This is a genomic window from Undibacterium sp. GrIS 1.8, assembly GCF_040544445.1.
Classification (GTDB): Bacteria; Pseudomonadota; Gammaproteobacteria; order Burkholderiales; family Burkholderiaceae_D; genus Undibacterium.
This window is the reverse complement of the sequence record NZ_JBEONQ010000082.1, coordinates 1-11,295: the sequence shown is the minus strand read 5'-3', so window position 1 is coordinate 11,295 and position 11,295 is coordinate 1. Positions and strand designations below refer to the sequence as shown.

Sequence of the window (11,295 nt, the reverse complement as noted above, 5' to 3'; positions counted from 1 at the left end):
TGGACGCCCAAACTCCGTCCGTAGTCAGAAAGTTCCTGCATAAATGATCGGGGTTGGGGTACTTTTTACTTCAACTTTTAAGTGCACCAACGCCGGTCTTATTACATCAAATAGTTGATTAATTTAATTTCAATACATTAATCGACCTGCTCGACGCTATACGAGTATATTTTTATTATCGCTCGCTGCCGCATTACTTCGTTGCAGTGCGCATACCCACAACTTCAATCGTGACGCGGCGATTTTTGGCGCGTCCTTCCTTGCTGCCGTTGTCTGCGATAGGCTGTGTTTTGCCTTTTCCTTCTGTGTAAATACGGGTATCTTCGATCCCTTTAGACACCAAGTAGGCTTTGACCGCTTCAGCACGGCGTAAGGATAATTTCTGATTGTACCCGTCAGTACCAACGGAATCGGTATGGCCGACCGTTACCATGACTTCGGTGTTCATCCCTTGCATTTTATTCAGCATATCATCCAGATTAGCTTTACCTTCGGGTTTCACCAGCGAGCGGTCAAAATCAAATAAGGCTTCTGCGGCAAATGTGACTTTTTCCGAACTGGGTACCGGTGCTGGCATTGGGGACGGCGGCGGTGTTGGTTCCATCACGGCAGACGCTGGCATCGGCGCTGCTTGCGGTGCGTTGCCAACGGGTACGCGTGTCGCAGGTCGCCCCAGTTTGTAGACCAGATTCACAGAGTAAAAGTCGACGTCTCCGCGATTGCCTATCGCATCGTTGAGTCGATAACGTTCTACTTCTCCGCGTACGGCCAAAGCTTCAGATAGTTTGTAGTCAATTCCGACACCTAGTTTAGGATTTAGCTTTCGCTCGGAAGGATTGGGGTTGGTCACGGCCAATAAGCGATCGCCCGTAAAATGAGCGTCGGCTCTTGCATAATTCACACCGGCGCGAGCATACGCGGATAAGCGCTCCGAGAGCGGAATCTGGCCTAGTAAATCAAGGCTTATGCCCTTGAAACCGACTTGTCCATTGAGGATTCCAGGAGGAGTCGTCACGGCGTTAAAACCAAATTTCCTTAGGTCAAAATAACCTGCTTCCAGCGCAAAATTTTGATTCAGTTGTTTGCCCATAAAAAGTTTATACGCGGTATCGCGGTCATTGGAACGAAAATCTACGCTGTTGGCCCCGTTGTCCATCAAGCTGCGTATGATTCTTTTATCATCAATAGTGGCGCGTGATTTACCTATGCCTGCGCCGATATACCATGCTGAATTTGCCCACTCGGGATTGTTAAAATCATCATCGCCGAGGGCGATCTGACTGGTCAACATAGTGCAGCCGACCAGGCCGAGAGTGCCGAATTGTTTGAGTAATTTCATCATTTTCTCCATTCAAAGAAACTTGGTAACAGTAAAAGTCACCAGTCGCTTATTTTGTTTGAACAGGACAAGTCATTGGACCTGTCCACTTGGGTGGTTAGCTACTTATTTTGTTATCTTGTTATTGGCTAGCGTTGCGGCTGCGCCGGTCAATACACGACCGTTGAGAAGCGATGCGCCATCACCTAAAGTGATCGCCGCCGCTTTACCCAGTATGGTTCCTTTGAATACACTATTTGCACCTAGAGTTGTAGGTCCAACTGGAACCCAAAACACGCTGTCATACGTTGCGCCGTTGGTTAGAGCCACAATCGAATTCGCGGTAGTATTTAGGGTCGAACTGGTTCTGAATATATATACGCCAGGTCCGCTCATGGTAAAGGTGCCGGTAATGCTGATGGCACCCGCATAGCAATACACGCCGGGAGTAAGAGTCAAGCCGCCCAGGTCGATGCCGGCAGCCGAATTAATGTCGCAAATGCGACTATTGGCATCTGTGATGCGGTTTGCAGGTCTGCCAGCGCGTTGGTTAACACCGCACCAGATTTATAGTTGGTGAAACCGAGAGCCTGGACTGGGTCGGTAGTCTGCGATGGTGATCCCACATCGCCTGTGACCAACGTGGTGCCGCCAGCGTTATTGGTGATGGAGGTGCCGGCGAGTACGCCAAAGGTAGTCGCAGTACCAAGATTAATGCTACTTGCCGGTGGATTGATGGGCGCATTCACGATCAGATTCGCGCTGCCAGATTTAGTGCCGGAAGTTGCCGAAATCATAGTTGCGCCAGCGGAAAAGCCGGTTGCAAGTCCCGTTGAGGTCACCGATGCAACGACTGTATTTCCCGAAGCCCAGATAGCCGACTGTGTGATGTTGACCGTCGAGTTATCCGAATAAATTGCGGTAGCCGTATAAGCCTGGGTAGCACCGACCAAAATAGACGCATTGGCTGGCGTCACTGTAATTGAGGACAGAGTCGCTGCGGGAACCGTGATGATCGTGGTGGCTAATTGCGTTCCATAACTTGCCGTAATAACTGAACTCCCGCCAGACAATCCATTACTCATCCCGGTGGTATTATTGACGCTCGCGATAGCAGGACTGGCAGAAATATACTTGCTGACGCTAGTCAGATCGGCGGTTGTCTTATCCGAATACGTTCCGATCACCACCAATTGAAGCGACGCTCCGATATTGACGGTTGGGTTAACCGGTGTCAGCGCAATCGAGATTACGGCTGGTGGCAGTACAGTGACGTTAGCAGCCCCCGTTTTGCTACGGAAGCTTGCCGTCATTGCCGCGGTGCCAGTGGCGACGCCGGTAGCAAGACCAGTCATACTGTTGACAGTGGCAACGCCCGGTGCCGCCGAGGTCCATACCGACACCGCAGTGATATCGCGAGTTGATCCGTCTGCAAACGTCGCCGTTGCGACTAGCTGCTGGGTGTTGCCAGCGGCAACTGAGCTATTCGCCGGAGTTACGGCGACGCTGGTTAAGTCTGCGGTGGGCAATCCCAGTATCGGATCCCGTCCCTGATTGCCACCTCCGCATCCTGCCAAGAGTGCTGCTAGCAGAAATCCTGCAGAATAGAATAGGTTACTACTGTAACGTTTAAGGCCGTTCATATTATTTCCTTCAAATGGTTAACACTCATTAATACTCGTAACGAAATCGTGTTTTTTTGTGATCTATGTCGGATAGTTCTATTAAAGAGCGATGAGCCAATTGCGCTAGACATGAAACTAGCAAGTAAATGATTTGTTTAGGACTTTTACTTGACGCACGAATTGACTTCGTGGTGGCTTCACACCACCTATCGGATCGTGCACAGATATTAATAGGCTCAAAATGATTGATCGAAACAGAATTCGGCAAAGAGACTACAGACGAACTATTCGCCTATTCAGCAAGTTGATCTGTTCGCTGGCGAACGTTGCGAAAAGAAGTATAGGGGTGTACGGAAAAGTCCAAACTTCTCAAGTCGCTTCGTGTCTTATTCAATGCAGGTTCTGTCGCAATAGCGAACCCAAGACGGAGTCTTGGGTTCGCTATTGCGACAGAACCTGCATTGACGATGTCTAATATCCGCGTAATGCTAAGTCTCACCGCACGCGATCCTTCGCTGGGTGCACAGGTGTTCGCCACCCATGCATATGGCCACGACAACATCAAGCTTGACATGCGTTACGCTGACGCTATTACTAGTATTGATGACAATCACTCTGTCGCAGATATGCGTAAGGTTAGCGATATTGAACATGATACTTACTAGGTGATTAATTAACGGAACTATTCACGTAAAGTGCCCCAGAAGTGTTGGGGGGTGCGGATATTTTCTTGGACTGATTTACGTTGTCAAACCTAGGCACTCTCGGTATTCGATTGGGCTGAGATAGCCAAGAGACATCGTAATACGTTTTTCGTTGTACCAGCGAATACAGGTATCAAGCGCTTAAATGAATTGTGCCTTTGTCAGTCACTGCAGAATCTGCTCTGCGTAGTGCCCAACAACATCCACATGGTCGATTGACGGGATTCCAGGCAACCGATGGCGTTACTGCGGCATTTAGTCGGCTATGCCGACATGCTGACATAACAAATTTACGTTTTCATGACCTACGCCATGAAGCGGCGTCCAGATGGGCGAAAATATTACCCGCAGCAACGCTGGCAAAAATTTTTGGCTGGAAAACCTTGCAAATGGCGATGCTCTATTACAACCCTACTCCGGCTGAGTTAGTAGCAGCTATCCGGCAATCGACAGCGTTGTAAAAACCTACTTGTGTTGGCACGTACTCAAGATGCATGTAAGCCAATACGATAGACATCCATCGGAGCCTGTTCATTAGGCAGCCATTTTTGGTGAATTTTTTGAAATGTACCGTCCTTTTTAATTTGACGCATCGCTCCCTCCCACAACTTAATAGTGGCAAGTGGGGTCTTTGCCGAGAACGCTAGAAAAAGTTCCAGACTATCCAATATCATCACCGCTTCTACATCATCCCCAGAATAGCCAATGTCCTTTAACACCGATGGCACGACAACACTACCTTCTGACCACAAATCAAAGCGATTCATCATCAGCATTTTCGCAGTGATCTGGGGCGTCGCAGCTAGATCTAAAGTGTGAAAGCCTCTTTTCACCGCTGCATCTGCAAATATGCTGTCTCTATATGCACCTACAGGAATATTGTAGATTTTGTCTCCTAGGGACAATAACCTTTTTGCATTCCCCTTTCGTGTGTATAGCACCGTTTTGGATACTGCTACTGGACCAAGCAAGGTCATTAGTTTTTCTCTTTCAGCAGAGCGTCCAACTGTAAAAAGCAAGACGTTGGGGTCCTCTAGTACCGCCTTGTATCCCCTCGCCCAAGGCACAAGTTGTATCGCTGAATTTGTTCCCATTTTCTTTTGCAATGCATCCACTACTTCAACTGCCATACCATCTACTTTATCGCCGTTTTTAAAACTGATTGGTGGCCAATTCTCGGTATAAATCGTTAATTCAACACTCTGCACTGGTGTAACCGGTGCGATGAAAAGAACAGACACAATAAATTTAAATACTCGCAACTGCCATACGCTTATTCGGCAAGTTGTGTTTTTAAAAAGGCTCATAAACAATTTCTCCAACTAGATTTGCTGTAATCAGGTAGAAGTCGTTCGACTTCTAAATTGGCATTGCGCGAAATTCTAAGATTTGTTTTGAACTAAATCACACTGCCTTAGCACAATCAAAAAAGCTTGGTCGTCTAGGAGTTATTCCCATTTAAGAAAACATGTGTACATTATGTGTTCTAAAAATAGGATACCTTGAATGAACTCTGCGAGGAAAATTTTAAAAGATGATCAAAGGAGGAAGTGCACGCCTCTGTTACAAGGGTACGACGGCGATATCCCAAAAAAGGAAATCGGTGAGCGAACATCGACATGCGCATCGATCGCCTAAAACATCCCTGAACGCCGATATGCAGTGATTGATGTGACGAAAGCTCCAATCTCAATTACGAATCTAATTCGGCTCAAAACTTCGCTCATAAATGATCTTTCTTATATTTTGAAAGCCATGCCCTTGAATCTGCAAGCTTCTCCCCATTACATTCAATGGTCCTCATCGCGTCTTCGGCTCCGATTTCTCTCCAAACCGCAACGCTATGACCACTAAACTGAAGTTTGACAACATGCCACCTTTCAAATAGATCTCGATGAACATTAGAGAGATCGTTTTCGTCCAGAATGTTAGCTAGGAGCTGTTGTCCAGCTACCTGCTCACCTCTGCAGAACCACAGCCGGAATTCGATGCCAGTTAAGTTCAACAGGTGAAACACCAATGCTTCGTCCACCTTTCGAACTGCTGCATCAAGTTCACCGTACTGGTCAAGTTCGGCCTTTGACATCTTCTTTGCGACGAGCTGATCGCTTGCAGTCACCGCGCTCTATGAAAAACATGGATTCAAGAGACCAACACTGAAGAGCAAAAACAATCTAAATGTAACCATCACTGAAGCATTCCTCTAATATTTTCAGTGAATCGTTATTTGGCTAAACGATTCAATACAACACGAACTTCTTTTACATAAATTGCTTGATTCGTTACTTCAATTTTCACTGCTAATACTTTTGTCCTAACCTGGTATTCATTGAGCATCAATGCACTTTAGTCTCACAACGTAGCCGCATGCAGCGACAACAAATCTATCCCAGTTCCCAATACTGTAACTCATGCAGGATGTACATTGTCTATATTTATTTACTGACCTGACACGCGTAAATTAAGCTTCCTGGTGTTCTTGCTTTCGATGTCACCCACCGCTCAGTGTAAGTTTCAATAAGCCAAAAATGATATGGAAGCAGACCAGTACCTACTACAAAAATTATGGCCCCGCTTCCCGCACGGTGCGCTCGTACCGAATTCCACGGATACAGCCCATCATTAAATAAACACCATAAAGACCAGAAAGTATCTGAAAATCAATATAGCTATTGCTAGCAAACTGAGATCCATTTCGTCCTCAATCGTAAAATATCTATCGGATAATTGGTTAGATTAGACGAAATTAAGCGCGAGTCCAAGGCTGTTTTTTTAAATGACAAACCAAATTACTCCAAAACTAGTTCCCAAGTCTCACTCTTAATGATATCCCGCAAATGAATCGCTGCGGGATCACTACCGTCCCCCGCTCCCTGTTTCATTTATTTTCGTCTACTTTTTTATCCAGCATTTGGCTTTCAAATACGATGTGCTCTATTGGCCTGCACGCTCAATTCCGTCAGTGCATCTTTTGACGGAATTCATTATTTAAAAAACGAGATGTCGCGTTTTATCTTTGAATTTATTTGGGACATTCTCTAATTTTCCGCAATTTGACAAGACGCTTTTGTGTGGGATTCTGAAATTGTTCAGCGAATGATTTTAGCGGGCGATCTTTGAAATCAATGACCTCAACATGATTAGTAGGCCTTGTCTTTAACGTCGACCTGCAATCATTCCTTACTACCAGATCGCGTCTGGATTCACTCTGAAAGTTGGCTATGAAATTCTTCTTAAAATTAGTATTTGTTATTGGCGTTATTTTAAATTGTCTCACCGGATGTCAGGCACCCAAGTCTGAAGCGGGAGATGCATTTATTGGACATTGGCAAGATAGGGAGAGGTCGGGTAACAAGCTCGAGATTGTTAAAAATGATGCGCATTTTATCGTTAGAAAAACTACTATTTACTGCTTCGATCATTGCACTCGAAATTATCCGGCCGTATTGAAAGATGGCACATTAGAAATACGGAATGGATTGCCTCTTTTTTTGACGATCGACAAACACACCGGCTATTTGATCTGTGACGGGCGTGACTATCAGCGCGTTCAATAGATTCGCTTAGTTAATTTCACGCGATCAATTCTTATCGTCAATTTACCCAAAAGGAAGCACAAAATGGAACAGCTCTATGGAATATTGTTCTACGGCGGTCTTATCGGCGTCATTGGATATCTGTGGTACCAAGGATCAGTTGCAGGACCGCACCGGGACTGGCTGTCTTGGCCTACGTTGGAAGAGTATTGGAAGCAGCATCCGGAATGTAAGACACGCTCTGGGACACAGTGCCATCGCTGTCATTCGCGCGCTATTAGGCAATACGGCTGGAGTAATCGGGCAGATCATCGCCGGTACTTTCAGTGTAATCAATGTAACCGCACGCTCTACCGCGGCTAGGCAAGTAATCCGTCATTGTGTTCAATGAGTTTTAATGTAGGAGAAGATCGATGCTGATATTAGCAAAACGTGTTTTGATATTTAGTTGGAAATTATTTTGTGCGATTTTTATTGGTGCCTGGAGAGCATCAGAGTCCGCCCATGGGGAAGTTCAAGAGCCTGGGTGGCGAGGCTTCTCGCGCTTTACCCTTCGTGCCTATTTTTCACCTTTAGGGGGTGCGATAAATGGAGTGAAGCAGTAATGGCGGCGGGGGCTCTGAGATCTAGTTGTCTATGATTCGAAAGTTAACTAATGGAGATACACAATGCATATCGTCAATGGCTGGGTGGAGTTTGAACATAATGAACAAGCGTGCTGGGAAACTTTACTAGACCGCAAACTCGGTGCAATAACGCCGACTTTATTACGTGAATTAGGGGAAAGCCGTGTCAGGGAACTCGTCGATGAGGGTTGTCTTATTTGGGCGAAAATAGCAGCGCAACAGGTAAATGATATGCCTTACTGTCTTCTGCAATAGCTCTTTAGAGGTCTTATTTGACGTCCTTGTCCCGTGAGGGAATGTAGGACGTCAATCATTTGTATGTTTGCCCTTGACAGAACAATCTAAAAGCGACTCGGCTCACTACCATTACCTTTTGTATCACCGTATGAGCCCTTATCATTAGGAACTTATCCAACGCGTTGGAAAAGTGGTGGCGAATGCTATTTCGTTGAGGCTATTACCAGCACTACGTTTTGGTGATTTCGTTTATCGTTGTATCACTGCATAAAAATGTGGCAACGAGAAGTCTTGTTGAATTTGTGAGGCACAGACCGCGCTTTTTCAACGCTAAATCGACTTATCCACAACGTTGCCCACTGATTTTGTGGAAAACTTTTGCACACAGCGATGTCCTCATCTCTTCCCAATAACGACAATTTCATACAAGACGATACTCATCAGCTGCAATTTGAATAAATAGCCGTCGTTATTTCTTGGGTAGTGATCAACTGTTTTTCCTACTATACGTAATGGTCGACAAAAATCCTGTCTATGGGTGGTTTTGCAGCAAAGCTGATATAATCGTTTTCTAACATCTGATCGCCTTCACCATAGTTGAGATTGAGGGCAGATTATTAGCTGCAAGAAAAATTTAATAATTGAATGGCAGCTGTCTAAAAATGACTGCTCACCATGTACCCAAAGCGGTCATAGCGTATTTGAAAAACAGACATTCGAGGTTCAAGGTCGTATGGTTAAGCTTCAATTCTGTTGTTCGCAGGTTGGAGTCGCTTCATTGGACTTTGGGACGAACTGCTGGTCGCTCGCTGCCGCTTTATATTTTAATCCCGCCGTGGTTAATGCGGGCAGCGTATCATTCGCCCAATCAATGTGTTCGGCCTGGCGCTTCCGCAACGAGACACGCATCGTCGGTGGATCAGCAGAAACTGGATAGACTGCCAGATCTCCCCCATGCGTTATTCCACCATAACTGGGCGCCGGCCCCCGTCACATGTTCAGGCTACATAGAAACCGGGTTAAGCCACGCAGTGAATTTGTCATCGGGGATCGTCTTAGGAAGCGTGAACCAATGTGTTCACGCTTCCTTCTGGCGCCTTTTCTCGACCAGAAAGACGGACATGTATTGCGACATAATTCTGATCTGGATATCCATACCCTCTCTCGTATACTGGTTGATTTGAAACCGTTGAGTCTGTCAAATAGCGTCCAATATTTACCACCTGTCAGCGTCCAAATTTTTCCACTTTATCGGCTTGTTCAGAACGATTTTTGCTGTGCTTAAATCGGTAAGAATCGTTCCCAGTTTCCAATATATCGCAATGATGCGTAACACGATCAAGTAATGCCGTAGTCATTTTTGCATCGCCGAACAGGACCACCGCGCCGTCAAGCGGGTGACCCGGCCGATGCTCAACTTCAAATGTTTTCTCTCTGCTACCTCCGTGCTTGCAGGTATCGAGCTGATACACATGATCCGCAAGGACCAGTTCGCCGTCGATGACGCTGCACCGATGTCACACGCCGACCAGATCTATGCGTTGGCGGGACAAGACCGTCCAGTGTAAGTCGGGGTCATACTCAGGATGAAAAATCTGCGCTTGGCTCAACAACGCGCTAGGACCCGAAAATTTGCCTGATTTTTTTCTTTGACCGATAAAGATATAATTCATATATCGTTACAATGATCGTTACATAAATTAATTATTTTTATTAATTTACAGAATTAATTAACGATATTTTATTGTAAAATAATCGTTACATGAAAATATCTCAATCAGTCATCGAACTTCTTCGCACCTGGCATCGCCAACAATCGGGCGAATTGTTGACGCGACTAGGTGTGAGCCGGCCATCTTTGATGCGGGCAATTACTGAATTGGGCGATCAAGTCGTTTCTCGTGGACGTGCTCGCCGAACGACTTACGCAGCGCGGCGAGGAATTCGCGGTGCTATAGCTCCGCTGATGCTGTATTCCGTCGATATCAAAGGAAGAACGCATGAAGTGGGGCAACTTGAGCCTGTCTATCCGACAGGTTGCGCAATGGACTTTACTGTACCATTTCCATGGCCACTCGATGACGAAATGAAAGACGGTTGGTTTCGGGGACTGCCTTATCCATTGGCAGATATGCGGCCACAAGGATTTTTAGGTCGTAATTTTGCGCATCAGTATGCATCTATTCTGCAGGTCGATGACGATGTTACCCGCTGGAGTGAAGATGATGTGTTGCACGTGTTGAGCACAGTTGGCTTCGATCAACCAGGCAATTACATCTTGGGTGAGCCGGCTTTGCGTCGGTTCTATGATGAACAGCAAAAGTCTGCGAAGTTTCTCGATGATGACAACATCATCAATGCATTTCCAGAATTAGCTCAACAGGCGCTTAACTTTGGCGTTGTAGGATCATCAGCTGCGGGAGAATTTCCAAAGTTTACTGCCCGGCGTATGGGAAAAGAACCCCGGCATGTCATTGTAAAATTCTCAGGATCAGATAATTCGCCACAAGAACAGCGATGGTCAGATTTACTTGTGTGCGAGCACCTTGCGCTGAGTGCGATTGCTGACACTCTGAAAGTTCCGGCGGCGAATAGTCGTATTTATCAATTTGGCGGTCGGACATTCTATGAAGTTGATCGATTCGATCGACACGGGGAAGTCGGACGTTCTGGAGTGTGTAGCTGGCATGAAATCAATTTTGCTCTTTTCGGGAAGACCGGATCATGGTCTGAAGGTGCGAATGATTTGTTCGAAAATAACGATATCTCAGAAGACACCCAACATCAGATAAAACTCTTAGAGCACTTCGGTCGTTTAATCGCCAATACCGATATGCATGACGGCAACCTGGGATTTCGGCCCCATCTTATTCTAGCGCCAGCTTACGATATGCTACCGATGTTCTATGCACCGCAGCGCGGAGTTGAATTGGTTGACCGAAAATTTATGCCTCTGTTACCTGCCCCAAGAGATCGGCCAACATGGATAAAAGCAGCGGAAGCAGCTACAGTATTTTGGTACCGTGCAGCAGGTGATCAACGGATCAGCGATCACTTTCGTATGATTTCAGCAGCTAACGCAAAACAAATCGATCTTTTGATTAGGTCACAACGCGATTAACAATCTGGCAAAAACGGTAGTGCACTGATAGCCGGCGTTGGTGCACTTCAAACTCGAAAAGCGGTGATGTTACGATGCGGCCTCAATTTTACTGATCGCCCCGATGCCCAACAAACACAACGACGATC

Annotated in this window: 12 protein-coding genes and 3 pseudogenes; 7 read left to right on the top strand and 8 right to left on the bottom strand. The window is 46.1% G+C overall.

The features are described from left to right. Positions 1 to 193: 193 nt before the first annotated feature. From AAKU64_RS21445 to AAKU64_RS21435, 3 genes are all read right to left on the bottom strand, one after another. Positions 194 to 1,339: an OmpA family protein gene (locus AAKU64_RS21445; protein ID WP_354335771.1), complete on the bottom strand. Its 1,146-nt coding sequence runs from the start codon at positions 1,337 to 1,339 to the stop codon at positions 194 to 196. Positions 1,340 to 1,444: 105 nt separating this feature from the next. Continuing rightward, the gene (locus AAKU64_RS21440) at positions 1,445 to 1,777 is read right to left on the bottom strand and encodes an ice-binding family protein (RefSeq protein WP_354362981.1); all 333 of its coding nucleotides are present in this window, start codon (positions 1,775 to 1,777) and stop codon (positions 1,445 to 1,447) included. Beyond that, positions 1,774 to 2,961, bottom strand: coding sequence for an Ig-like domain-containing protein (locus tag AAKU64_RS21435; protein ID WP_354362979.1), 1,188 nt, complete (start codon positions 2,959 to 2,961; stop codon positions 1,774 to 1,776). Before AAKU64_RS21435 ends, AAKU64_RS21440 begins: the two co-directional genes overlap by 4 nt. Positions 2,962 to 3,410: 449 nt before the next feature. Between AAKU64_RS21435 and AAKU64_RS21430 the strand changes: the two genes are divergently transcribed. Beyond that, a complete protein-coding gene (locus tag AAKU64_RS21430; protein WP_354335775.1) occupies positions 3,411 to 3,608 on the top strand; it encodes a hypothetical protein in 198 nt (65 codons plus the stop codon). A gap of 75 nt (positions 3,609 to 3,683) precedes the next feature. Here the strand turns inward: AAKU64_RS21430 and AAKU64_RS21425 are convergent. Continuing rightward, positions 3,684 to 3,785 (bottom strand): annotated as a pseudogene (locus tag AAKU64_RS21425) (IS3 family transposase); the annotation flags it as partial. Positions 3,786 to 3,799: 14 nt separating this feature from the next. On the opposite strand from AAKU64_RS21425, the gene AAKU64_RS21420 reads away from it, so the two are divergent. After that, positions 3,800 to 4,108, top strand: coding sequence for a tyrosine-type recombinase/integrase (locus tag AAKU64_RS21420; protein WP_354362978.1), 309 nt, complete (start codon positions 3,800 to 3,802; stop codon positions 4,106 to 4,108). A 24-nt stretch (positions 4,109 to 4,132) separates the two neighbouring features. On the opposite strand, the gene AAKU64_RS21415 is transcribed toward AAKU64_RS21420, so the two are convergent. Together AAKU64_RS21415 and AAKU64_RS21410 are read right to left on the bottom strand one after the other, a co-directional pair. Next, complete coding sequence (locus AAKU64_RS21415; RefSeq protein ID WP_354362976.1) at positions 4,133 to 4,954, bottom strand: substrate-binding periplasmic protein; 822 nt, start codon at positions 4,952 to 4,954, stop codon at positions 4,133 to 4,135. A 416-nt stretch (positions 4,955 to 5,370) separates the two neighbouring features. Continuing rightward, on the bottom strand, positions 5,371 to 5,733 hold the full coding sequence (locus AAKU64_RS21410) for a hypothetical protein (RefSeq protein ID WP_354335628.1): 363 nt from the start codon (positions 5,731 to 5,733) through the stop codon (positions 5,371 to 5,373). 1,135 nt (positions 5,734 to 6,868) lie between these two features. Between AAKU64_RS21410 and AAKU64_RS21405 the strand changes: the two genes are divergently transcribed. The 3 genes from AAKU64_RS21405 (at position 6,869) to AAKU64_RS21395 (ending at position 8,064) form a co-directional block, all read left to right on the top strand. After that, a complete protein-coding gene (locus AAKU64_RS21405; RefSeq protein ID WP_354335630.1) occupies positions 6,869 to 7,204 on the top strand; it encodes a hypothetical protein in 336 nt (111 codons plus the stop codon). Between the two features lie 76 nt (positions 7,205 to 7,280). Further along, positions 7,281 to 7,574 (top strand): hypothetical protein, encoded by a 294-nt coding sequence (locus AAKU64_RS21400; RefSeq protein ID WP_354335632.1) that lies wholly within the window; start codon positions 7,281 to 7,283, stop codon positions 7,572 to 7,574. A 277-nt stretch (positions 7,575 to 7,851) separates the two neighbouring features. After that, positions 7,852 to 8,064 carry a hypothetical protein gene (locus AAKU64_RS21395; RefSeq protein ID WP_354335634.1) on the top strand — a complete coding sequence of 71 codons (213 nt, stop codon included), beginning with the start codon at positions 7,852 to 7,854 and terminating at the stop codon, positions 8,062 to 8,064. A gap of 1,208 nt (positions 8,065 to 9,272) precedes the next feature. Here the strand turns inward: AAKU64_RS21395 and AAKU64_RS21390 are convergent. Then, positions 9,273 to 9,422 (bottom strand): annotated as a pseudogene (locus tag AAKU64_RS21390) (ATP-binding protein); the annotation flags it as partial. Between AAKU64_RS21390 and AAKU64_RS21385 the strand changes: the two are divergent. Next, positions 9,411 to 9,614 (top strand): annotated as a pseudogene (locus AAKU64_RS21385) (DDE-type integrase/transposase/recombinase); the annotation flags it as partial. The pseudogenes AAKU64_RS21390 and AAKU64_RS21385 overlap by 12 nt on opposite strands. Here the strand turns inward: AAKU64_RS21385 and AAKU64_RS21380 are convergent. Further along, positions 9,564 to 9,719, bottom strand: coding sequence for a hypothetical protein (locus AAKU64_RS21380; protein WP_354335636.1), 156 nt, complete (start codon positions 9,717 to 9,719; stop codon positions 9,564 to 9,566). The pseudogene AAKU64_RS21385 and the gene AAKU64_RS21380 overlap by 51 nt on opposite strands. Before the next feature lie 89 nt (positions 9,720 to 9,808). Here AAKU64_RS21380 and yjjJ point away from each other — a divergent pair, with 89 nt between their 5' ends. Further along, entirely contained in the window at positions 9,809 to 11,167 is a 1,359-nt protein-coding gene (gene yjjJ, locus AAKU64_RS21375) for a type II toxin-antitoxin system HipA family toxin YjjJ (RefSeq protein WP_354335638.1), read from the top strand. Positions 11,168 to 11,295: the final 128 nt, after the last annotated feature.

Excerpts from the sequence above, each read along its gene's own strand:
- AAKU64_RS21445 (WP_354335771.1), bottom strand. The coding sequence starts at position 1,339 with ATGAAATTACTCAAACAATTCGGCACTCTCGGCCTGGTCGGCTGCACT.
- AAKU64_RS21435 (WP_354362979.1), bottom strand. The coding sequence starts at position 2,961 with ATGAACGGCCTTAAACGTTACAGTAGTAACCTATTCTATTCTGCAGGA.
- AAKU64_RS21430 (WP_354335775.1), top strand. The coding sequence starts at position 3,411 with ATGTCTAATATCCGCGTAATGCTAAGTCTCACCGCACGCGATCCTTCG.
- AAKU64_RS21415 (WP_354362976.1), bottom strand. The coding sequence starts at position 4,954 with ATGAGCCTTTTTAAAAACACAACTTGCCGAATAAGCGTATGGCAGTTG.
- AAKU64_RS21410 (WP_354335628.1), bottom strand. The coding sequence starts at position 5,733 with ATGTCAAAGGCCGAACTTGACCAGTACGGTGAACTTGATGCAGCAGTT.
- AAKU64_RS21405 (WP_354335630.1), top strand. The coding sequence starts at position 6,869 with ATGAAATTCTTCTTAAAATTAGTATTTGTTATTGGCGTTATTTTAAAT.
- AAKU64_RS21400 (WP_354335632.1), top strand. The coding sequence starts at position 7,281 with ATGGAATATTGTTCTACGGCGGTCTTATCGGCGTCATTGGATATCTGT.
- AAKU64_RS21395 (WP_354335634.1), top strand. The coding sequence starts at position 7,852 with ATGCATATCGTCAATGGCTGGGTGGAGTTTGAACATAATGAACAAGCG.
- AAKU64_RS21380 (WP_354335636.1), bottom strand. The coding sequence starts at position 9,719 with ATGAATTATATCTTTATCGGTCAAAGAAAAAAATCAGGCAAATTTTCG.
- yjjJ (WP_354335638.1), top strand. The coding sequence starts at position 9,809 with ATGAAAATATCTCAATCAGTCATCGAACTTCTTCGCACCTGGCATCGC.